Origin of the sequence: Micromonospora olivasterospora (assembly GCF_007830265.1) — a bacterium.
GTDB lineage: Bacteria > Actinomycetota > Actinomycetes > Mycobacteriales > Micromonosporaceae > Micromonospora > Micromonospora olivasterospora.
Genome location: NZ_VLKE01000001.1, coordinates 5,039,096 through 5,060,316, shown reverse-complemented (window position 1 = coordinate 5,060,316; position 21,221 = coordinate 5,039,096). Strand labels below are relative to the sequence as shown.

Annotated in this window: 19 protein-coding genes, 1 rRNA gene and 1 pseudogene; 10 read left to right on the top strand and 11 right to left on the bottom strand. The window is 72.4% G+C overall.

All coding sequences use genetic code 11. The features are described 5' to 3' along the window. Nucleotides 1–221: 221 nt before the first annotated feature. A 16S ribosomal RNA gene (locus JD77_RS23340) occupies nt 222–1,737 on the bottom strand. Between the two features lie 647 nt (nt 1,738–2,384). Here JD77_RS23340 and JD77_RS34840 point away from each other — a divergent pair. The 8 genes from JD77_RS34840 to JD77_RS23305 all read left to right on the top strand — a co-directional run bounded on the left by JD77_RS34840 (nt 2,385) and on the right by JD77_RS23305 (nt 10,296). Further along, entirely contained in the window at nt 2,385–2,516 is a 132-nt protein-coding gene (locus JD77_RS34840) for a hypothetical protein (protein ID WP_281292114.1), read from the top strand. Next, nucleotides 2,510–2,761, top strand: coding sequence for a type 1 periplasmic-binding domain-containing protein (locus JD77_RS23335; protein WP_145776185.1), 252 nt, complete (start codon nt 2,510–2,512; stop codon nt 2,759–2,761). Before JD77_RS34840 ends, JD77_RS23335 begins: the two co-directional genes overlap by 7 nt. A 78-nt stretch (nt 2,762–2,839) precedes the next feature. Beyond that, nucleotides 2,840–4,522, top strand: coding sequence for an ABC transporter substrate-binding protein (locus JD77_RS23330; RefSeq protein ID WP_145776184.1), 1,683 nt, complete (start codon nt 2,840–2,842; stop codon nt 4,520–4,522). An 84-nt stretch (nt 4,523–4,606) separates the two neighbouring features. Further along, complete coding sequence (locus tag JD77_RS23325) at nt 4,607–5,719, top strand: ABC transporter ATP-binding protein (RefSeq protein WP_145776183.1); 1,113 nt, start codon at nt 4,607–4,609, stop codon at nt 5,717–5,719. Beyond that, nucleotides 5,716–6,696: an ABC transporter permease gene (locus JD77_RS23320; RefSeq protein WP_145776182.1), complete on the top strand. Its 981-nt coding sequence runs from the start codon at nt 5,716–5,718 to the stop codon at nt 6,694–6,696. The genes JD77_RS23325 and JD77_RS23320 overlap by 4 nt, the downstream gene beginning before the upstream one ends. Nucleotides 6,697–6,699: 3 nt before the next feature. Beyond that, nucleotides 6,700–7,806: an ABC transporter permease gene (locus JD77_RS23315; RefSeq protein ID WP_145776181.1), complete on the top strand. Its 1,107-nt coding sequence runs from the start codon at nt 6,700–6,702 to the stop codon at nt 7,804–7,806. Beyond that, on the top strand, nt 7,803–8,813 hold the full coding sequence (locus JD77_RS23310; RefSeq protein ID WP_145776180.1) for an ABC transporter ATP-binding protein: 1,011 nt from the start codon (nt 7,803–7,805) through the stop codon (nt 8,811–8,813). Before JD77_RS23315 ends, JD77_RS23310 begins: the two co-directional genes overlap by 4 nt. Before the next feature lie 82 nt (nt 8,814–8,895). After that, nucleotides 8,896–10,296 (top strand): GH1 family beta-glucosidase, encoded by a 1,401-nt coding sequence (locus JD77_RS23305; RefSeq protein ID WP_145776179.1) that lies wholly within the window; start codon nt 8,896–8,898, stop codon nt 10,294–10,296. A gap of 239 nt (nt 10,297–10,535) precedes the next feature. Here the strand turns inward: JD77_RS23305 and JD77_RS23300 are convergent, their stop codons facing one another. The 6 genes from JD77_RS23300 to JD77_RS23275 form a co-directional block, all read right to left on the bottom strand. After that, a complete protein-coding gene (locus tag JD77_RS23300) occupies nt 10,536–11,483 on the bottom strand; it encodes a diacylglycerol kinase family protein (protein ID WP_145776178.1) in 948 nt (315 codons plus the stop codon). A gap of 130 nt (nt 11,484–11,613) precedes the next feature. Beyond that, nucleotides 11,614–12,549: a twin-arginine translocase subunit TatC gene (gene tatC / locus JD77_RS23295; protein WP_145776177.1), complete on the bottom strand. Its 936-nt coding sequence runs from the start codon at nt 12,547–12,549 to the stop codon at nt 11,614–11,616. 18 nt (nt 12,550–12,567) lie between these two features. Next, nucleotides 12,568–12,894, bottom strand: coding sequence for a Sec-independent protein translocase subunit TatA (gene tatA / locus JD77_RS23290; protein ID WP_145776176.1), 327 nt, complete (start codon nt 12,892–12,894; stop codon nt 12,568–12,570). 218 nt (nt 12,895–13,112) lie between these two features. Further along, nucleotides 13,113–13,361 (bottom strand): hypothetical protein, encoded by a 249-nt coding sequence (locus tag JD77_RS23285; protein ID WP_145776175.1) that lies wholly within the window; start codon nt 13,359–13,361, stop codon nt 13,113–13,115. A gap of 10 nt (nt 13,362–13,371) precedes the next feature. Next, nucleotides 13,372–14,430, bottom strand: a complete 1,059-nt coding sequence (locus JD77_RS23280) for a helix-turn-helix transcriptional regulator (protein ID WP_145776174.1) — start codon at nt 14,428–14,430, stop codon at nt 13,372–13,374. Further along, nucleotides 14,427–15,425, bottom strand: a complete 999-nt coding sequence (locus JD77_RS23275; RefSeq protein WP_145776173.1) for a helix-turn-helix transcriptional regulator — start codon at nt 15,423–15,425, stop codon at nt 14,427–14,429. The genes JD77_RS23280 and JD77_RS23275 overlap by 4 nt, the downstream gene beginning before the upstream one ends. A gap of 167 nt (nt 15,426–15,592) precedes the next feature. Between JD77_RS23275 and JD77_RS23270 the strand changes: the two genes are divergently transcribed. Beyond that, nucleotides 15,593–16,570, top strand: coding sequence for a cation diffusion facilitator family transporter (locus JD77_RS23270; RefSeq protein WP_145776172.1), 978 nt, complete (start codon nt 15,593–15,595; stop codon nt 16,568–16,570). A 32-nt stretch (nt 16,571–16,602) separates the two neighbouring features. After that, nucleotides 16,603–17,688, top strand: coding sequence for a DUF3866 family protein (locus JD77_RS23265; RefSeq protein ID WP_145776171.1), 1,086 nt, complete (start codon nt 16,603–16,605; stop codon nt 17,686–17,688). Between the two features lie 127 nt (nt 17,689–17,815). Here JD77_RS23265 and JD77_RS23260 read toward each other — a convergent pair whose 3' ends face one another. From JD77_RS23260 to prcA, 4 genes and pseudogenes are all read right to left on the bottom strand, one after another. After that, complete coding sequence (locus tag JD77_RS23260; protein WP_145776170.1) at nt 17,816–18,364, bottom strand: carboxymuconolactone decarboxylase family protein; 549 nt, start codon at nt 18,362–18,364, stop codon at nt 17,816–17,818. A 191-nt stretch (nt 18,365–18,555) separates the two neighbouring features. Next, complete coding sequence (locus tag JD77_RS23255) at nt 18,556–18,747, bottom strand: hypothetical protein (protein WP_145776169.1); 192 nt, start codon at nt 18,745–18,747, stop codon at nt 18,556–18,558. A gap of 66 nt (nt 18,748–18,813) precedes the next feature. Then, complete coding sequence (pafA, locus tag JD77_RS23250) at nt 18,814–20,172, bottom strand: Pup--protein ligase (RefSeq protein WP_145776168.1); 1,359 nt, start codon at nt 20,170–20,172, stop codon at nt 18,814–18,816. Nucleotides 20,173–20,377: 205 nt separating this feature from the next. Further along, nucleotides 20,378–21,189 (bottom strand): annotated as a pseudogene (gene prcA, locus JD77_RS23245) (proteasome subunit alpha). Between the last annotated feature and the right edge of the window lie 32 nt (nt 21,190–21,221).

The window sequence follows — 21,221 nt, the reverse complement described above, 5'->3', positions numbered from 1 at the left end:
AAAGAAACAACCCACGGTTGTTCCTTCAGGACCCAACAGGGTGCTATCCATCCTCCCCAGCCGCACCACAACCAACCGTTCCACACCACCGAAGTGGCCGTACCAGGCGTCGTAGCCGTTGCCAGGATCGAACTCACCAGTGTCTCCGCCATCGAGCACCCCGACCCGACATTCGCAGGTCGCGGGCTCCATACCGTCCTTCGACGGATGGTGCTCCTTAGAAAGGAGGTGATCCAGCCGCACCTTCCGGTACGGCTACCTTGTTACGACTTCGTCCCAATCGCCAGCCCCACCTTCGACGGCTCCCTCCCTTACGGGTTGGGCCACCGGCTTCGGGTGTTGCCGACTTTCGTGACGTGACGGGCGGTGTGTACAAGGCCCGGGAACGTATTCACCGCAGCGTTGCTGATCTGCGATTACTAGCGACTCCGACTTCACGGGGTCGAGTTGCAGACCCCGATCCGAACTGAGACCGGCTTTTTGGGATTCGCTCCACCTCACGGTATCGCAGCCCATTGTACCGGCCATTGTAGCATGCGTGAAGCCCTGGACATAAGGGGCATGATGACTTGACGTCATCCCCACCTTCCTCCGAGTTGACCCCGGCAGTCTTCGATGAGTCCCCGCCATAACGCGCTGGCAACATCGAACGAGGGTTGCGCTCGTTGCGGGACTTAACCCAACATCTCACGACACGAGCTGACGACAGCCATGCACCACCTGTCACCGGCCCCGAAGGACCCCCCATCTCTGGAGGATTTCCGGCGATGTCAAACCCAGGTAAGGTTCTTCGCGTTGCATCGAATTAATCCGCATGCTCCGCCGCTTGTGCGGGCCCCCGTCAATTCCTTTGAGTTTTAGCCTTGCGGCCGTACTCCCCAGGCGGGGCGCTTAATGCGTTAGCTGCGGCACAGGGAACCGGAGAGGCCCCCCACACCTAGCGCCCAACGTTTACAGCGTGGACTACCAGGGTATCTAATCCTGTTCGCTCCCCACGCTTTCGCTCCTCAGCGTCAGTATCGGCCCAGAGACCCGCCTTCGCCACCGGTGTTCCTCCTGATATCTGCGCATTTCACCGCTACACCAGGAATTCCAGTCTCCCCTACCGAACTCTAGCCTGCCCGTATCGACTGCAGGCCCGCAGTTGAGCCGCGGGTTTTCACAGTCGACGCGACAAGCCGCCTACGAGCTCTTTACGCCCAATAAATCCGGACAACGCTCGCGCCCTACGTCTTACCGCGGCTGCTGGCACGTAGTTGGCCGGCGCTTCTTCTGCAGGTACCGTCACTTGCGCTTCGTCCCTGCTGAAAGAGGTTTACAACCCGAAGGCCGTCATCCCTCACGCGGCGTCGCTGCATCAGGCTTCCGCCCATTGTGCAATATTCCCCACTGCTGCCTCCCGTAGGAGTCTGGGCCGTGTCTCAGTCCCAGTGTGGCCGGTCGCCCTCTCAGGCCGGCTACCCGTCGTCGCCTTGGTAGGCCATCACCCCACCAACAAGCTGATAGGCCGCGAGCCCATCCCAGGCCGAAAAACTTTCCACCACCAGCCATGCGGCCAGCAGTAATATTCGGTATTAGCCCCCGTTTCCGAGGGTTATCCCAAAGCCTAGGGCAGGTTGCTCACGTGTTACTCACCCGTTCGCCGCTCGAGTACCCCGAAGGGCCTTTCCGCTCGACTTGCATGTGTTAAGCACGCCGCCAGCGTTCGTCCTGAGCCAGGATCAAACTCTCCAACAAAAACTTGGAAAATCATCCTGACAACAAAAATGTTGCCAAAGGAATCCACACCAGCCGAACCAAAGCTCGACCAGCGCGGGGGTAAATCATAATTGGCACTGGCTTATCAAGCACCCTGTTGAGTTCTCAAAGAACAACCACACACCAACCAACAACCCCCCATCAGGAGGACCACCAGCCGGGGCATCTCGTCCCGCACCCGCCGCTCCCGCGCCGGGCACTTTTACTACGTTACCCGCCGGTTTCCGCCCTGTCAAACCGGAACCTCCCGATCTGACCCGCTTCCACCCGAATCACGGGCACCACTCATCGCGCGGAAACCGCCGCACGCTTCGTGGAGTTTCGGCAGGCCGACCGCTGCGGTCTCCCGCTTGGCGCCCGTTTCCCTGCCGGGGATGAACCATACCCGGTCGGCTCCGCCCCGCCAAATCCACCCCCGGCGGATTCTGGACCCCACTCGGCACAGGCTCCCGAGCCAGCACGAGCGGCGTCCCTCCGCCCCCATTCCCGATCCCGCCAACAGGGCGTCGCGGCATCAGAGCGACGCCCCCGACAAGGGCGCTGTCCGCAGCGATCCATTGACACGCGTCGGCAAACGACCGGACACTCGGAGAGCGCTCTCTAGGCCGCGTTACCGAGGAGTTCTCGTGGGCATCCGAAAAACCCGCTTCCGTAACCGGTTCCGGGGCGGCTCCCAGTCCCCGCTCGTGCCGCTCACCGTCGCCGGCGTCGAACGCGGTGCGGGCGTACGCCGGGCGGGCCGGTCTCCCGGATGCTGAACGGCACCGGCGAGTTGAACCGGCCCGCGACGCGCGACCGTTCCGCGGGCGAGGAGCGGAGCTTCGACCTCCTCCCGCTCACCGCGCGCACCCAGCCGCCGCTGACCTCGGTGCGCCGGCCGCTGCGGGAGATGGGCGGGCGCGACCGCGCCCGGCCGTCCCGTCGCGCCGGGATTCCCCTGGCCGCCCCGCCGACCGTCATACCGACCTCGTTCACCGTGCGCGCCGCAACCAGCACCCGCTGACCGGCCGCGCTGCCGCAACACCCCACATCCGCCCACCGACCCCGCTCCCGGGCAGCGGGAGCACCGAGGGAGACCACCATGAGAAGACGGCAGTTCGTCGCCATCGCGCTGGCCGGCGCGGTGGCCGCCACCACCGGCGCCTGCGGCGAGACCGCGAACACCAGGGCCAGGGAGGGCAAAGGCGGCGCGGCCACCGTCCTCAACGTGGGGATGCCCAACGGCCCGCAGACGGAGAACCACAACCCCTTCCTCACCACGTCCTCGGCCGCGTCGCTCGGGTACCGGTGGCAGATCTACGAGCCCCTGATGATGTGGAACCCCGTCAGGCCCGCCGAGCCGTTCAAACCGTGGCTGGCCACGAAGGCCGAGTGGACCGCCGACTACCGGTCCGTCACCGTCACCGTCCGCGACAACGCCACCTGGTCGGACGGCAAGCCGGTCACCGCCGCCGACGTCGCCTTCACCTACAACCTGCTCAAGAACAACGAGGCGCTGAACATCAACGCCATCCCGTACGCGTCGGTGACCGCGAACGGCAACCAGGTCACCCTGACGTTCGCGTCCCCGCAGTTCGTCAACCAGCAGAAGATCATCGCGCAGGTGCCGATCGTGCCGGAGCACGTCTGGTCGGCCGTCAAGGATCCGGCCACGAGCACCAACCCGAACCCGGTGGGCAGCGGCGCGTACACGCTGAAGTCGTTCACGCCGCAGACCACCACGCTGACCGTGCGCACCAGCGGCTACTGGCAGGAACTGCCGAAGGTCAAGGAGCTGCGCTACACGTCGTACACCGACAACAACGCGCAGACCACGGCCCTCGCCAACGGCGAGTCGGAGTGGAGCTTCGTGTTCATCCCGAACGTCCAGACGGTCTTCGTCGCCAAGGACCCCGCGCACCACAAGGTGTGGGCGCCGCCGGTGCTCGGCATCCACGGCCTGTACATCAACACCACGAAGAAGCCGTTCGACAACCCGGCGCTGCGCCGCGCCATGAGCATGGTGATCAACCGGGAGGACATCTTCCAGCAGGCCTCGGCGGGCTACTTCCACCCGGTGGTGAAGAGCGTGACGGGGCTGCCCAGCCCGGCCGGCGACGCGTACATCGCCCCGGAGTACCGGGGGCAGGACCAGAAGGTCGACGTCGACGGGGCGAAGAAGGTGCTGACCGACGCCGGCTTCACGTACGCGGGCAGCACCCTGCGGGACCCGTCCGGCAAGCCCGTCACCCTCACCCTGACCGACCCGGCCGGCTGGTCGGACTACCAGACCAGCCTGGAGATCGTGAAGGACAACCTGTCGAAGATCGGCATCTCCGCCACCGTGGAGAAGGCGAACCAGGACGCGTGGTTCCGCAACGTGGAGGAGGGCCGGTTCGACGCGACCTTCCGGTGGACCAACGGCGGCGCCACCCCGTACGACATCTACCAGACGGTGATGGACGGGCGGCTGCTCAAGCCGGTCGGCAAGGCCTCGCCCGCCGGCAACTTCGGCCGGTTCGACAACGCGGAGGCGACCGCGGCGCTCACCGCGTACGCGAACGCCACCGACGACGCCGCGCGGACGGCGGCGCTGGCGACGCTGCAGAAGATCTTCGTGGAGCAGGTGCCGATGGTGCCGGTGGGCGCGGACAACATCGGCGCGGCCTACAGCACGAGGAACTGGGTCGGCTGGCCGGACGAGGCGGACGCGTACGGCGCGGCGCAGCCCACCCAGCCGAACGCCGCGGACGTCGTGCGGCGGCTGCGGCCGGCGAACTCCTGACCCGCCGCGCCGGCGGCCCGGGGCGTCGTGCCCGGGCCGCCGGCCGGCGGCGCCGCGACCACCCCGAGCAGACAGGAATCCGGCATGACGTCGCCCGACACCGACGCGCCGGCCGTCCGCGAGGAGGTGCTGGAGGCGATCGGCCTGACCAAGCACTTCCCCGTCCGCGGGCGGCTGCGTGACCTCCTCTCCCGCGCCACCCCGCGCGTGCACGCCGTCGACGACGTGACGCTGACCCTGCGCCGCGGCCGGGTCACCGCCCTCGTCGGCGAGTCCGGCTCCGGCAAGTCGACCGTGGCACGGCTGCTGGCCCAGCTGTACCCGCGCACGGCGGGCACGATCCGCCTGCACGGCGAACCGGTCACCGTCCGCGGTGGGCGGCCGTTCCGGGCGTACGCCCGACGCGTGCAGATGATCTTCCAGGATCCGTTCGCCTCGCTGAACCCGGTGCACACGGTGCGCTACCACCTGACCCGGGCGCTGCGGGTGCACGGCAACGCCGGCCGCACCGCCGCCGACCTCGACGCGGCGCTGCGCGCGCTGCTGGAGCGGGTCACGCTCACCCCTCCGGATCGCTACCTGGACAAGTTCCCGCACGAGCTGTCCGGCGGGCAGCGGCAGCGGGTGGCCATCGCCCGCGCGCTGGGCGCCGACCCGGAGGTGCTGCTCGCCGACGAGCCGGTGTCGATGCTCGACGTGTCGATCCGGCTGGGCGTGCTCAACCTGCTGCGCGACCTGAAGGAGCGGCTCCGGCTCGCCGTCCTCTACATCACCCACGACATCGCCTCGGCCCGGTACTTCGCCGACGAGACCCTGGTCATGTACGCCGGGCGGCTGGTCGAGGGTGGCGACAGCGAGACGGTCACCCAGCGCCCCGCGCACCCGTACACCCGGCTGTTGATCGACTCGGCGCCCGACCCGGACCGGATCACCGGGGCCGGCCGGGCGGCCGTGGCGGAGCGGGGCGACGGGGAGCCGCCGAGCCTGCTGCGGCCCCCGCCCGGCTGCCGGTTCCACCCCCGCTGCCCGTACGCGATGCCCCGCTGCGGCGCGGATCTGCCGCCGCCGCTGCAGGTGGGCGACCGGCCCGGGCACTGGGCGGCCTGCTGGCTGCACGACCCGGCGACCCGCGACGCGCAGGCCGGCCCGACCGCACTGGCGCTGGTCGGCGACGACGGACGGGAGGCCACGCGGTGACCTTCCTGCTGCGGCGGCTCGCGTTCTACCTGTTCACCGCGTGGGCCGCGCTGACCCTCAACTTCTTCATCCCCCGGATGATCCCCGGCGACCCGGTCAAGGCGCTGATCTCCCGCTACCAGGGGCAGCTCAGCACCGACGCGATCAACTCGCTGTACGTGCTGTTCGGCATCGACTCGGACGACAGCATCTGGACCCAGTACGTCGACTACTGGCAGCAACTGCTGCGCGGCGACCTGGGGCTGTCGTTCACGGCCTTCCCGGCGCCCGTGTCGGAGGTGATCGGCGACGCCCTGCCCTGGACGCTGGCCCTGGTCGGCATCACCACGCTGGTCAGCTTCGCCCTCGGCACCGGGCTGGGCGTGCTGGCCGGCTGGCGGCGCGGGTCGTGGGTCGACGGCCTGCTGCCGGTCACCACGTTCCTGTCCTCGGTGCCGTACTTCTGGCTCGGTTTGGTGGCGATCGCCGTGCTGGCCGGCCCCGGCAGCTTCTTCCCGTCCTCGGGCGGCTACGAGCCGGGCCTGGTCCCCGCGTGGGACACCATCTTCCTGGGCAGCGCGGTGCGGCACAGCCTGCTGCCGGCGGCGACCATCCTGATCTCCTCGATGAGCGGCTGGATCCTCAGCATGCGCAACATGATGGTCACCGTCGCCGCCGAGGACTACATCACGGTGGCGCACGCCAAGGGGCTGCCCGAACGGCGGGTGGCGATGAGCTACGCGGCCCGCAACGCGCTGCTGCCCAACGTCGCCGGGTTCGCGCTGTCGCTGGGCTTCATCGTCGGCGGCACGCTGCTCGTGGAGATCGTCTTCTCCTATCCCGGCCTCGGTTTCCTGCTGTTCCGGGCGGTCAGCGCCAAGGACTACCCGCTGATGCAGGGCATCTTCCTGGTCATCACGCTGTCGGTGCTGGTGGCCAACCTGCTCGCCGACCTGGCGTACCTGGTTCTCGACCCGCGCACCCGCAGGGAGGGCTGAGGCATGAGCATCCCCACCTCCAGCGTCGAACAGGTCATGCCCGGGCAGGGCGCGACGGCCCAGCCCGCCACGCGGCCCGGCCTGCGGCGGCGGTTCCGGTTCGTCGCCAACGGCAAGGCCGCCACCGGGCTGGCCGTGGTCGCCGGGTACGCCGTGCTCGCGGTGATCGGGCCGTGGATCGCCCCGTACGACCCGGACGCGCGCAGCGCCGGCCTGCTCCAGCCGCCGTCGGCGCGGCACTGGTTCGGCACCACCCACCTCGGGCAGGACGTGTTCAGCCAGGTCCTGGTCGGCACCCGCGGGGTGATGCTGGTCGGCCTGGCCGCCGGGGTGGTGGCCACCGTGCTGTCGGTGCTGGTCGGGGTGACCGCCGGCTACCTGGGCGACCTGTGGGACGACGGGCTGTCCGCGCTGTCCAACGTGTTCCTGGTGATCCCCGCCCTGCCGCTGGTCATCATCGTCACCTCCACCATCACCGACGCCGGTGACCTGGTCGTCGCCGTCGTCATCGGCCTGACCTCGTGGGCGTGGGGCGCGCGGGTGCTGCGGGCGCAGACGCTGTCGCTGCGCCGGCGGGACTACGTGGAGGCGGCCCGGGCCACCGGCGAGCACACCTGGCGGATCATCGTGTTCGAGATCCTGCCGAACCTCACCGCCGTCATCGCCTCCGGCTTCGTCGGCACGGTCATCTTCGCGGTGCTGTCGGAGATCACCCTGGCCTTCATCGGCATCTCGTCGGTGTCCTCGTGGAACTGGGGCACGATCCTGTTCTGGGCGCAGAGCCAGCAGGCCCTCGCACAGGGCGCCTGGTGGTGGTTCGTCCCGGCCGGGCTGGCCATCGCGCTGCTCGGCACCGCCCTCGCGCTGATCAACTTCGGCATCGACGAGTTCGTCAGCCCCCGGCTGCGTTCCGGCGGCCGGGGACGGGTCCGCACCGCCGACGGGCGGACCGTGCGGATGCGGGTCGGGTTCACCCCGGTGCTGGCGCTCCGACCGGCCCCGCCGCCGGCCGCGCGACCCGCCTCCGAGGCGTCCGGGCCGTCCGCCCCACCGGCGTCCCGGCGGCCGCCCGAGCCGGCCGCTCCGCGCAGGAAGGACGGCGGACGATGAGCGAACCCGTGCTGGAGATCCGGAAGCTGAGCGTCGACTACGGGCTCGGCGACGAGGCGGTGCACGCCGTCCGGGAGGTGGACCTCACCCTGCACCGGGGCGAGGTGCTGGGCCTGGCCGGGGAAAGCGGCAGCGGCAAGTCCACCCTCGCGTACGGGCTGACCCGGCTGCTCCCGCCGCCGGGCGTGGTCAGCGGCGGCGAGGTGATCCACCACCCCGTCGACGGGCCGCCGGTCGACGTGCTGTCGCTGTCGCCCGCGCGGCTGCGCGCGTACCGGTGGGCGGAGACGTCGATCGTGTTCCAGGGCGCGATGAACTCGCTCAACCCGGTGCACCGGATCTCCACCCAGCTGCTCGACGTGATCAGGGCCCACGAGCCGGGGATGAGCGCCCCGGCGCGGCGGGCCCGTGCGGCGGAGCTGCTGCGCCTGGTCGGCATCTCCGCCGACCGGCTGGACGCCTACCCGCACCAGCTCTCCGGGGGCATGCGGCAGCGGGTGATGATCGGCATGGCGCTGGCGCTGGAGCCGCAGGTGGTCATCATGGACGAGCCGACCACCGCCCTGGACGTGGTGATGCAGCGACAGATCCTGGCCCAGCTCGCCGAGCTGCGGGAGCGGCTGGGCTTCGCGGTGCTGTTCATCACCCACGACCTGTCGCTGCTGGTGGAGTTCTCCGACCGCATCGCGATCATGTACGGCGGGCGGATCGTCGAGCAGGCGCCGGCGGCCGAGCTGTACGCCGCGCCGCTGCACCCGTACACCGACGGGCTGCTGCACTCCTTCCCCGCGCTGCGCGGGCCGCGCCGCGAGCTGACCGGGATCCCCGGCTCCCCGCCGGACCTGCGGGCGATGCCGGCCGGGTGCGCCTTCCACCCGCGCTGCCCGCGGGTCGTCGAGCCCTGCGCCACCCGGCTGCCGCCGCTGGGCCCGCCCGCGGACCCGCCCGGCGGGCGGCGCGCGGTCGCCTGCTGGCGGCACCCGGTGGCCGAGGGCGCCGGGCGGTGACCGGCGCCGGCACCTGGAGCAGTTCGCCCCGTCCGCGCCCGTCCGGCCTGTCAGACCCGTTCGACCCGTCCCGAGGAGAGACATGAAGCCCAGCGCCGCCACGACCGCCACCGACGACCCGATCGACACCCTGCCGGCGTCGTTCCGGTGGGGGGTGGCCACCTCGTCCTACCAGATCGAGGGCGCGGTCGCCGAGGGCGGCCGGACACCGTCCATCTGGGACACGTTCTGCCGAGTGCCGGGGGCGGTGACGGACGGCGACACCGGGGACGTGGCCTGCGACCACTACCACCGGATGCCGCAGGACGTGGCGCTGATCGCCGGCCTGGGCGTCGACGCGTACCGGTTCTCGGTGGCCTGGCCCCGGGTGCAGCCGGGCGGGAGGGGGCCGGCCAACCCGGCGGGGCTGGCCTTCTACGACCGGCTGGTCGACGAACTGCTCGGCCACGGGGTCGACCCGTGGGTCACGCTGTACCACTGGGACCTGCCGCAGGAGCTGGAGGACGCCGGCGGCTGGCCGGCGCGCGACACGGCGTACCGGTTCGCCGACTACGCGATGCTGGTCTTCGACGCCCTCGGCGACCGGGTGCGGACGTGGACGACGCTGAACGAGCCGTGGTGCTCGGCGATGCTGGGCTACTACCACGGCCAACACGCGCCGGGCCGACAGGACCTCGGCGACGCGATCGCCGCCACGCACCACCTGCTGCTCGGGCACGGGCTGGCCACCGGGCGGATGCGGGCGGCGGCGACCGGCCCGGTCGAGCTGGGGATCACGCTCAACCTGTCCACGGCGGCCCCGGCGACCGACAGCGCGGCGGACCGCGACGCGGCCCGGGCCGCCGACGGCCAGGGCGCTCGGCTGTACCTGGACCCGCTGTTGCGCGGCGCGTACCCGGAGGACGTGCTGGCCGACCTTGCCGCCGAGGGGGTGCGCGTCCCCGTGCGGCCGGGCGACCTGGAGGTCATCTCGGCGCCGGTCGACGTGCTCGGGGTGAACTACTACTTCGGCCAGCTCTTCTCGGGGGTGGACGAGGACGGCCGGGAGCGCGACGAGGACGGCCGGCCGGTGCGGCGGGTGGTGCCGCAAGGGCTGCCGACGACCGCGATGGGCTGGGAGATCCGCCCGGAGGGCCTGACCGAGCTGCTGGTGCGCCTCGGCCGGGACTACCCGGGGGTGCCAATGGTGGTCACCGAGAACGGCGCGGCGTTCGAGGACCGGCCGGACGCCGACGGCTTCGTGGCCGACGACGACCGGGTGGCGTACCTGGCCGAGCACGTGCGCGCGGCGGCCCGGGCCCGGCTGGCCGGGGCTGACGTGCGCGGCTACTTCGCCTGGTCGCTGCTCGACAACTTCGAGTGGGCGTACGGCTACGACAAGCGGTTCGGCCTCGTCCGGGTCGACTACGACACGCAGCGGCGCATCCCGAAGCGCAGCGCGCTGTGGTACCGCGACACCGTCCGGCGGGTGCGGCGGCATTGAGGAGAGCTCCCCTCGCCAGGCCCAAGGCCAGCGGCCACCGCTACGCGGAGCTGATCCGCGCCCACCGCGGCGCGCTCGCCTGAGCGTCCATGATCGCGCGCGGCCTGAGCCGCGCCGCGACGACGCGGGCGTCCCCGATTCTTGGACAGTTGCCGTTCAGGCCGAACGACAACTGTCCAAGATCGGGGGGCCGCGCAGTCCCGTGGCGCCGCCAGCCGAAGCGGGCTGGGCCGGATCGCTCAGCGCAGCAGCCGGACCGCGCCCGGGACGGCGGTCACCGTCACCGGCAGGGCCAGCGCCCGCTCCCCGTCGGCGTACGTGGTGATGCCCTCGGCGCTCAGCTCGACCGTCCGCGCCCGATGCGTGCTCACCAGCGGGTGCCGTACGTGGGCGCCCTGGTAGATGCGCGGCTTCACCCGGATCAGGGTCCGCCGGTCGAACCGGCCCCCGATCACCACGTCCAGCAGTCCGTCGGTCGGGTCGGCGTCCGGGCAGACCCGCATCCCCCCGCCGTAGCTGGCCGTGTTGCCCACCGCCACGAGCGCCGCGTCGACGTCCAGGGGCCGCCCGTCGAGGCGCAGCGCGTACCGGCGGGGACGCAGCCGGGCCAGCTCGACCAGGATCGCCAGGTCGTAGCGGCGGGGGCCGCGCGGGAAGCGCATCCGGTTGGCCCGCTCGTTGACGATCGCGTCGAACCCGGCGGCCAGCACCGCCCCGTACCACCGGGTGGCACCGTCCGGACCGGTCAGGCGGGCCAGGTCCACCGGGCGGCTCCGCCCGTCCCGAAGCGCCGCGGCGATCACCTCGACGGCGGCGAGCGGGTCGGCGGGGAAGCCGGTGTCGGCGGCGAAGTCGTTGCCCGTACCGGCCGGGACCGGGCCGAACCGCACCGCCGTCCCGGCCACCGCCTGCAACCCCCGGTGCACGGTGCCGTCGCCGCCGACGGTCACCAGCGCGGCGATGCCGTCGGCCACCGCCTGATGGCAGACCACCTCCGCCTCGGCGGCCGTCCCCGCCTCCAGCAGCCGCACCGGCCGGCCACTCTCGGCGAGCCGGTCGAGCAGGCGCGGCAGCAGCCCCCGGTGCCGCCCCCGGCCGGCGGTCGGGTTCGCGAGCACCGCCACGGGCCCGTCGGGCCGCGGCGCGGGGCGGTCAGGACCCGGGGCGGGGTGATCGGCGGCGGTCACGGCGAGCACGGTACCGCCCCGCCGCCGCCGCGATCATCGTCCTGCCGGCCGATGCCGGTGGCGGTCCGCACGGAGGACGAACGCGCCGCCCCGGGTCGGGGACGGCGCGTTCGGCGTACGGGTCGACCGGTCAGGTCATGTCGTCGTAGCGGCGGTCGATCGGCGCCGGGGCGGCGACCGGCGTGCTCGCCTCGATCCGCTGCGCCGGCTCCACCGGCTCGGTGTCCAACTCCAGCGGCGACACCTCGTCGTCGGCGACCCCGGCGTAGACCTCCTTGCCGCGCCCGCGCCGCCTGTCGTTGACGAACGCGACGGCCACCGCGATGAAATAGAGCAGGGAGAGCGCCGCGGCCAGCAGAGTCATCCCGAACGGACCCGGATCCGGCGTGGCCACCGCGGCGAACGCGAACGAAATAAAGATCACCACGCGCCACCAGCTCAGCAGCCGCCTCCCGGTGGCCACCCCGGTGAAGTTGAGCATCAGCAGGACCAGCGGGAACTCGAACGCCACCCCGAACAGCAGGATCATGTTGGTGACGAAGGAGATGTAGCGGGTGACCTCCAACTGCGTGGACAGGCCGGTGACGCCCGACTCCATCAGGAACGCCAGACCCTTGTCCACCACCAGGTACGCCAGCACGGCGCCGGCGGCGAACAGGGGCGCGGCGATGGAGACGAACACGTACGCCCACTTGCGCTCGTGCCGGTGCAGGCCGGGGGCGATGAACGCCCACAGCTGGTAGAGCCAGACGGGCGCCCCGATGATCAGGCCGATCCACAGCGCCAGCTTCAGCTTGAGGATGAAGCCGTCCGCCGGCGACAGCTGCAGGAACTGCTGGCACTTCCCGAGCGCGTCGGTCGCCTCCGGGAGCCGGCAGTAGGGCTGCTTCAGCAGATCGAACGCCGGCTGGGCCAACCAGATGCCGGCGATCAGGCCGGCCACGATCGCCAGGGACGCCCGGAACAATCGGTTGCGCAGCTCACGGATGTGCTCCATGAGCGTCATCGAGCCGTCGGCGGCCCGGTCGAAATTGCTCGGGCCGCGCTTGCGGAGAGCGAAGGCCACGGTGATCGGGCCCCTCGGTCAGTTGTCGCGGGCGCGCTGCACCGGGTCGACGACCGGCTGCTGCGGAGCCTGCGGCGGGGCGTACGGCTGCTGCTGCGGCGCGTACGGCTGCTGGGGCTGCTGGGGCTGCTGCGCGGCGTTCGGCGGCAGCGGCTGGTAGCCCGTCTGCGCGTCCGCCTTCTCGGCCAGGTCACGGTCGTCGTCGTGCAGGCTCTTGGTCTCGGCCTTGATGATCCGCAGCGACCGGCCGAGCGAGCGGGCCGCGTCGGGGAGCCGCTTCGCGCCGAAGAGCAGGATCAGCACGACCACGAGTACGGCGATGTGCCAGGGCTTCAGGGCACCCATGGGAAGCTCCCGTCGATCTGTTACGTGTGAGGGGTGTACCGCAGCCCATCGTACGTGCGTAACGGGCCGTTGCCACCCGCCGTGCCGCTGGTGATCGCGGCCGGCCGGTGAAGTCTTGACCAACGCCGCGCGTCCCGTCAACCACCTGCGGCGGATCGATCCTGCGCGCTACGGCCCCGGAACGCGCAGCTTCCACGCACGGCACCGACCGGGGTCGATCACCGGCCGCGCTTCGCCTTGATCACGGCGAGCCGCCGCTGGGTGACCTCGACCCGGGTCTGGAGGGCCTCGGCCCGCTCCTGCAGCGCCTCCGCCGTGACCCGCAGCGCCTCCGCCTCGGTCTGGCGGTGTTGCAGACGCACGGCCGCCCGGCGCAGCTGCGGCAGCCGCGCCACCACCGGCCGCACGGCCAGGGCCAGCACCACGAGCGCCAACAGCACCACCGCGACCACGATCCACGTCACCACGGCGGCCAGCCTACCGGCGCAGCGCGGGCACCGCCGGATCGGCCGACGTAGCGTCGTCGGGCGTGGCGTACGCCTCCAGCGCCGCCACCGCCGCGCCGCGGACCTGCTCGGCCAGCTCCGCCGGGGCGACCACCGTCACGTCCGGGCCCAGCCCGAGCACGAACCGGCGCGCCCAGCCCAGGTCCGTCACCCGCAGCGACACCAGCCACTGGTCGCCGTCACCGGCCCCGACGTGCTCGCACGGGTAGTACTCGGTGATCCACCGCTCGCCCCGGCCGACCCGCAGCGTGATCAGCGGCAGGTCCGCCGAGGGGCGGAACACGCCCTCGGTGAGGTCGTACGGGCGGGCCTGCGGCGGCACCACCGCCGGCTCGTCCAGCTCGGTCACCGCGTCGATCCGGTCGGCCCGGAACAGCCGGACCGCCTCCGCGCGGCGGCACCACGCCTCCACGTACGCCCGGCCGGCGACCATCAGCATCCGCAGCGGGTCGATCGTGCGCTCGGTGGTCTCGTCCCGCGCCGCCGTGTAGTAGGTGATCCGCAGCGCCCGGCCCCGTTCGACCGCGGCGCTCAGCTGCTCCACCCGCCGGCCGTCCGCCGGGATGCGCACCTCCACCGGGGCGGCGACCAGGTCGCCCGCCGCGCTCTCGATCTTCGCGAGGGCCCGCTCCACCGCCTCCCGGTTGGCCACCCCCGGCGTCTCGGCGAGCATCCTCAGCGCCACGACCAGCGCGAGCGCCTCGTCGGGCGTGAGCCGCAACGGCCGGTCGATGCCCGCGTCGTAGGTGATCGTCACCCGGTCGCCGTCGAACGCCATGTCGATCAGGTCGCCCGGGCCGTAACCGGGCAGCCCGCACACCCAGAGCAGCTCCAGATCCTCCCGCAGCTGCCGCTCGGTGACGCCCAGGTCGCCGGCCGCCTCGGCGATCTCGATCCCGGGCCGGGCCAGCAGGTACGGCACCAGGTTCAGCAACCGGGCCAGCCGGTCCGCCGACGCGCGGCCGGTGCCGGAGCCCGTGCCGCGCGGCCCGCTCGACCGGGCCGCCGGACGGTTGGCCGGGCGGGTCATCGGGCACCTCCGGTCACGGTCAGCTCCTCGTGCCGCGCGGCGATCTCCTTCAGCCGCTGGATGACGGCCTCGCGCACCTCCGGCGGGCCCAGCACCCGCACGTCCGGGCCGTACCCCACCAGCTGGCCGGCGAGAACCTCCGGGTCCGCGTACGGCAGGACCAGCCGGTCCCCGTCCGGCCCCGGCGTGGCGCCCACCGCCCAGCGGCGCAGCCCGGCCGCCCGGCCTGGCGCGACCAGGACGGTGGCCCGCCCCGTCCGCTCCACCGGCCCCGACCAGCGGGCGACGTGGCTGATCAGATCCACCCCCGCCGGCGGCTCGTAGCCGCCCGGCTCGCCGGTGACCCGCACCGCGCCCACCACCCGCGACAGCCGGAAGCACCGCGCGGCCTCCCGGTCGAGGTCGTGGCCCACCACATACCACCGGCCACGCCAGCACACCACCCCCCACGGCTGCAGGCGGCGGCGGCCCGGGGCGTCCCGGTCGGGCACCCGGTAGTCGAAGCTCACCTCCCGGCGGTCCCGCGCGGCGGCCGTCAGCGGCGCGAACGCCGGGTCGACCGTCACCATCGGCTCCAGACCGAGCGTGGCCTGCGGGTCCACGTCCACCCCGGCGGCGCGCAGTTTCGCCAGCCCCGACGACGCCGCGGCGGCGAGCCCGGCGTGCTGCCACAGCCGCGCCGCGATGCCGACCGCGGCGGCCTCGTCCGGCTCGAGGGGGATGTCCGGCAGCGCGTACTCCCGAGGGGCGATCCGGTAGCCGGGCTCGGCGTCGAAGACGCTGGCCGTCCCCGTCTCCAGCGGCACCCCCAGCTCCCGCAGCTCGGCCTTGTCCCGCTCGAACTTGCGTTGGAACGCCTCGTGGTCCTTCGTGTCGTCCGGATCGTGCTCGTAGCCGGGCACGGTCGCGGCGATCTGCGCGGCGGTCAGGAACCGTCGCGTCGACAACAGGCAGATCACCAGGTTGACCAGGCGTTCGGTACGGGTCCGCGACACGTCTGCACGCTAGCAGCCCACGCGGGCCACGCGTGCACCCACGCGGGCGCGGCGCGCGAACGCACCCGAACGGCCGATTCCGCGCGGCCGGCCGCCGCCCACGGGCGCACACGGCGGAACCGACCGCTCGCCCGGCGGCGGCCCCCGCACGGCCATATGGTGGCCCCATGTCGGAAGCGGAAGCCAGGTCCGAGAGCGTCGGCACCGTCATGGTGGCCGGCGCGGCGAACCTCGCCATCGCCCTGGCCAAGCTGGTCGCCGGGCTGATCTCCGGCTCCGCGGCGATGCTCTCCGAGGCCGCGCACTCCGTCGCCGACACCACCACCGAGGTCCTGCTCTACCTCGCGCTGCGCCGCGGCGCGCGGCCCGCCGACGTGCGCCACCCCTTCGGGTACGGCAAGGAGAGCTACGTCTGGGCATTCCTCGCCGCCCTGTTCACCTTCGTCGCCGGGGCCGGCTTCGCCATCACCCACGGCGTGACCACCATCCTCGTGCACCAGCACAGCGGTCACTATTTCGTCTCCTACGTCGTGCTGGCCGTCTCCTTCCTGATCGAGACGGTCTCCCTCGGCAGGGCGGTACGCCAGATCCGCCGCGAGGCCCGCCGCTGGCGCACCACCGCCCGCCGCTTCCTGCGGCTCACCCCCGACACCACCGTCAAGGCCGTCTTCCTGGAGGACACCGCCGCCCTGATCGGCATCCTGCTGGCCGGGATCGGCGTGGCCCTGTCCCAGCTCACCGGCGACGAGCTCTACGACGGCCTCGCCTCCATCGCGATCGGCCTGCTGCTGCTGGTCCTGGCGATCGTCCTGGCCAAGGCCAACATCTCGCTGCTGGTCGGCCGGTCGATCCCCGAACGGCTGCGCCACGAGGTCGAGCAGGAACTCGCCGCGCTACCCACCGTCGACCGCATCGACACCCTGCTCACCATGCAGCTCGGCCCCGAGGACATCCTCGTCGCCGCCAAGGTCGACTTCCACGACGACGTCACCGGCGCGGACATCGAGACCGCCGCCGACGAGGCCGAGCGCCGCCTCACCGAGCGCTACCCCGAGATCGCGTACGTCTTCCTCGACCCCACCCCGTCGCGCCCCGGCACCCGAGCCCGCCACACCCGCCACACCCAGGAGGACCCCTCCGCCTGACCCGCCGCCCGCCGACAGCTACCGTGCCGGGCATGGTGCGATGGCGGTCCGGAACCGTGACGGCCCTGCGGCGGGCGTGGACCGGGGCGGTCGAGCTGGACGTCCGGCTCGCCGACGGCGCGACGATGCGGGCCCTGGCGTACCCGGAGCTGGTCGGCTCGCCCGAGCCCGGCGACCGCGTCCTGCTCAACGCCGGCGCGCTGCTGATGGGCCTCGGCACCGGCGGGTACGCCCTCGTCGTGGCGCTGCCCGACCGGCTGCCCCCCGACCCGCCGCAGGCCGGCGACACCCGCGACGCCGGGCACCTCGTCAAGGCCCGCTACACCCCGTTGCAGCCGATCCTGCTCGGCGTCGACGAGGAGGCCAGCCCGCACCGGGACGTCCTCGCCGCCGCCGAGGATCTCGCCGGCCTGCCCGTGGTCACCGCCGACCTGCACTCCGCCCTCCCCGCCGTCCTCGCCGGGATCCGCGCCGACGCCCCCGACGCCCGGGTCGCGTACCTGCTCACCGACGGCGGGGCCCTGCCCGCCTGGTTCTCCCGCACCCTCGCCGGGCTGCGCGACCAGCTCGTCGGCACCGTCAGCGTCGGGCAGGCGTTCGGCGGGGACCTGGAGGCCACCACCGTGCACAGCGGCCTGCTGGCCGCCCGGCACGTGCTCGCCGCCGACGTGGTGATCCTCGCCCAGGGCCCCGGCAACCTCGGCACCGGCACCCGCTGGGGATACTCCGGCGTCGCCGTCGGCGAGGCCGTCAACGCCGTCGCCACCCTCGGCGGCCGGCCCGTCGGCTCGCTGCGCATCTCCGCCGCCGACCCCCGCCCCCGGCACCGCGGCGTGTCCCACCACAGCCTGACCGCGTACGGCCGGGTGGCCCTCGCCCCGGCGGACCTCGTGGTGCCCGACGGACTGGACCCGGCGCTGGCCCGCGACGTGGACGCCGCCCTCGCCCCGCTCGCCGCCCGGCACCGGCTCGTCCGGGTGCCCACGGACGGGCTCGACGCCGCGCTGCGCGCCAGCGCCGTGCCGCTGTCCACCATGGGCCGGGGGCTCGACGCCGACCACGCCTACTTCCTGGCCGCCGCCGCCGCCGGCCGGCACGCCGCCGCCCTGATCGGCTGACCGCCTGACGACCTGACCGGCACGCCGCCGCCCTGATCGGCTGACCGCCTGACGACCTGATCGGCGCCGGGCCGGCGACCCTGCGGGCGGGCGGCCGCCGCGGATCGGCGGGCCGGGCCGGCGGGGGTCAGCTCGCCCCGTAGCCGTGGCGCACGATGCGCTCCGCCGCCAGCGCGTACCCCTGCGGGTCGTCCGGGGCGAACGTCGCCAGCCCGTCGACGTACCGGTTGTACATGCAGAACGCGGCGGCGATCAGCACCGTGTCGTGCAGCTCCAGGTCCGTCGCACCCTCGGCGCGGGCCGCCTCCACCAGCTCCCCTGTCACCTTCCGGCCGTCCTCCCGCACGGCGGCGGCGACCCGCAGCAAAGCCCGCAGCTTCCCCGAGATCGGCGCGCCGGCCGGGTCCGCGTGGACCTGGTCCACCAGCGCCGTCCCGGCGGGCAACTGCGCCGCCGCGAACGCCGAGTGCGAGGCGCAGCAGAACCGGCACTCGTTCAGCCCCGACACGTACGCGGCGATCAGCTCCCGCTCCCCCGGCGACAGCGTCGGGTGCGGGGCGCGCAGCAGCGCCTCGGCCAGCTCGTTGAGGGGCTTCGCCGTCTCCGGACGGTAGCGCATCGGGCCGTTGATGCCCGGATGCGCCTTCTCGTCCAGGCCGAGATCGATGTGCGCCATGCGGTCACCCTTTCGCCGGGACCCGCCGCCAGCCCGGCGGCGCGCCGGTCAGCGTCCGTCCTGGGCAACCCTGCCAGCGGCTGCCGCCGGGCGCCACTTCGAGATTGCGCAATCCGCGCCGCGCGGAGGGCCACGTAGGTCGGCGCCCGGCGGACGCCGGCGCAGGGCCGCCGGCGAGGCGGCGCGGGCCGTCAGACCAGGAAGATCAACGCCAGCCAGGCACCGACGATCAGCACCAGCGCGACCGCCAGCACCCAGGTCGGCACCGTGTACTCGCCGCGCCGGTTCCGCTCGACCTCGGCACGGATCTTCTCACGGCGGCGCTCGACCCAGCTCAGCTTCTCGGTGTTCCGGTCGCGGCCGGGATGTTCAGGCGTCGTCATGGCAGCGCCAGCGTACCCGGGCGGCCCCCGCCCGCCGCGCCCAGCACGGCGGGCGGGGGCGCACGGTCACATACTCGCGATCAACCGCTCCACCCGCTCGTCGTACGCCCGGAACGGGTCCTTGCACAGCACGGTGCGCTGCGCCTGGTCGTTGAGCTTCAGGTGCACCCAGTCCACCGTGAAGTCGCGCCGCTTCTCCTGCGCGTGCCGGATGAACTCGCCGCGCAGCCGGGCCCGCGTCGTCTGCGGCGGCGTCTCCTTGGCCTCGAAGATCTCCGGATCGGTCGCCACCCGGTCCACCTCGCCGCGCCGCTCCAGCAGCCCGTACAGGCCCCGGCCGCGCCGCAGGTCGTGGTACGCCAGGTCCATCTGCGCCACCCGCGGGTGCGACAGCGGCAGGTCGTGCTTGCGCTGGTACCGCTCGATCAGCCGCAGCTTGCTCACCCAGTCGATCTCCCGGCCCACCGGCTCCAGGTCACCGGTCTCCACCGCGCGCAGCACCCGGCCCCACAACTCCACCACCCGCTTGGCGGTCTGGTCGCCGCCGCGGCGCTCCACGAACTCCGTCGCCTTGGCCAGGTATTCCTGCTGGATCTCCAGGGCGTTGACCTCCTTGCCGGAGGCCAGCCGCACCTTGCGCCGGCCCGTGATGTCGTGCGACACCTCGCGGATCGCCCGGATCGGATTCTCCAGCGTCAGGTCCCGCATCACCACCCCGGCCTCGATCATCCGCAGCACGATGTCGGCGGAGCCGACCTTCAGCAGCGTGGTGACCTCGTTCATGTTCGAGTCGCCGACGATGACGTGCAGCCGCCGGTACCGCTCCGCGTCCGCGTGCGGCTCGTCCCGGGTGTTGATGATCGGCCGGCTCCGGGTGGTCGCCGACGACACGCCCTCCCAGATGTGCTCGGCCCGCTGCGACAGGCAGTACACCGCCCCACGCGGGGTCTGCAGCACCTTGCCCGCCCCACAGATCAACTGGCGGGTGACCAGGAACGGGATCAGCACGTCGGCCAGCCGGCCGAACTCCCCGTGCCGGGAGACCAGGTAGTTCTCGTGGCAGCCGTACGAGTTGCCGGCCGAGTCGGTGTTGTTCTTGAACAGGTAGATATCTCCGGCAATGCCCTCGTCGTGCAGCCGCTTCTCCGCGTCGACGAGCAGCCCCTCCAGGATCCGCTCCCCCGCCCGGTCGTGCGCCACCAGGTCGACCACCGAGTCGCACTCCGGCGTCGCGTACTCCGGATGCGAGCCGACGTCCAGGTAGAGCCGGGCGCCGTTGCGCAGGAACACGTTGCTCGACCGGCCCCACGACACCACGCGGCGGAACAGGTACCGGGCAACCTCGTCAGGGGACAGCCGCCGCTGCCCGCGGTAGGTACAGGTGACGCCGTACTCGGTCTCGAGGCCGAAGATTCGCCGCTCCATGATGTGACATTAGCCCTCCGAGGCCCCAGTTGGGCAGCGCTGACCACACCGTGCGACAACCGCCCGTCACGGGCCGGGCCGATCCGCGTGACGGAAAGACGGCGCCCCCTGATCGCCTGAGGTGGGGAGGGCACGCCGCGACGTGCCCTCCCCACCCGTCAGACGGTCAAGGGGCGGATCGTGCCCGACCAGGGCGACGCGGTCGCTACTCGGCCTGGCCCTCCAGATCCGCCGAGCCGGCCGAGGTGGTCGGCTTCTTCGCCTCCTCCGTCGGCGTCGACGGGGCCTCCGGGCGCTCCTGCGCCGCCTCCGGCGCGGAGTCGCCGTCCAGCAGCGCGGCCAGCGCCGCCCCGGTGATCCGCCGGAACGTGCGCCCCACCCGGCGCCGGTCCAGGACCGCCACCTCGAGCTGGTTCGCGGCGATGGTGCGGGCCGCGCCGCCCTCGCCGCCGACGCTGCTCAGCGCCTTGACGGCCACCTTGACCGCCTCGCCGAGCGACATGTCCGCCCGGTGCTCCGACTTGAGCACCCCGGAAATCGCGTCGGCCTGCCCACCCATCGCCATCCGGCCCGGCTCGTCGTTGACCGACCCGTCGTACGTCAGCCGGTACAGCGCGTCCTGCTCCGGCGTCGCGCCCACCTCGGCCACACAGATCTCCACCTCGAACGGCTTCGACTGCTCGGTGAAGATCGCGCCGAGGGTCTGCGCGTACGCGTTTGCCAGCGCCAGGCCGGTGACGTCCCGCCGGTCGTAGCTCAGGCCGTTCAGGTCGGCCATCCGGACGCCGGCGCGGCGCATGTTCTCGAACTCGTTGTACCGGCCGACGGCCGCGAAGCCGATCCGGTCGTAGATCTCGCTGACCTTGTGCAGGGTGCTGGACAGGTTCTCCGCGACGAAGAGCACCCCGCCCTCGTAGCTCAGGACCACCGCGCTGCGCCCCCGGGCGATGCCCTTGCGGGCCAGCTCGGAGCGGTCGCGCATGATCTGCTCGGCGAGGCGTAGAACTGCATGGCCACGGCGGCGGTTCTCCTTAGGGAGCTGTGCTGAC

Bases quoted from the DNA above. Each gene is read 5' to 3' on its own strand.
- pafA (WP_145776168.1), bottom strand. From the start codon at position 20,172: ATGGAGCGGCGAATCTTCGGCCTCGAGACCGAGTACGGCGTCACCTGT.
- JD77_RS23315 (WP_145776181.1), top strand. From the start codon at position 6,700: ATGAGCATCCCCACCTCCAGCGTCGAACAGGTCATGCCCGGGCAGGGC.
- JD77_RS23310 (WP_145776180.1), top strand. From the start codon at position 7,803: ATGAGCGAACCCGTGCTGGAGATCCGGAAGCTGAGCGTCGACTACGGG.
- JD77_RS23280 (WP_145776174.1), bottom strand. From the start codon at position 14,430: ATGACCCGCCCGGCCAACCGTCCGGCGGCCCGGTCGAGCGGGCCGCGC.
- JD77_RS23330 (WP_145776184.1), top strand. From the start codon at position 2,840: ATGAGAAGACGGCAGTTCGTCGCCATCGCGCTGGCCGGCGCGGTGGCC.
- JD77_RS23270 (WP_145776172.1), top strand. From the start codon at position 15,593: ATGTCGGAAGCGGAAGCCAGGTCCGAGAGCGTCGGCACCGTCATGGTG.
- JD77_RS23265 (WP_145776171.1), top strand. From the start codon at position 16,603: ATGGTGCGATGGCGGTCCGGAACCGTGACGGCCCTGCGGCGGGCGTGG.
- JD77_RS23260 (WP_145776170.1), bottom strand. From the start codon at position 18,364: ATGGCGCACATCGATCTCGGCCTGGACGAGAAGGCGCATCCGGGCATC.
- JD77_RS23325 (WP_145776183.1), top strand. From the start codon at position 4,607: ATGACGTCGCCCGACACCGACGCGCCGGCCGTCCGCGAGGAGGTGCTG.
- JD77_RS23255 (WP_145776169.1), bottom strand. From the start codon at position 18,747: ATGACGACGCCTGAACATCCCGGCCGCGACCGGAACACCGAGAAGCTG.
- JD77_RS23305 (WP_145776179.1), top strand. From the start codon at position 8,896: ATGAAGCCCAGCGCCGCCACGACCGCCACCGACGACCCGATCGACACC.
- JD77_RS23335 (WP_145776185.1), top strand. From the start codon at position 2,510: ATGCTGAACGGCACCGGCGAGTTGAACCGGCCCGCGACGCGCGACCGT.
- tatA (WP_145776176.1), bottom strand. From the start codon at position 12,894: ATGGGTGCCCTGAAGCCCTGGCACATCGCCGTACTCGTGGTCGTGCTG.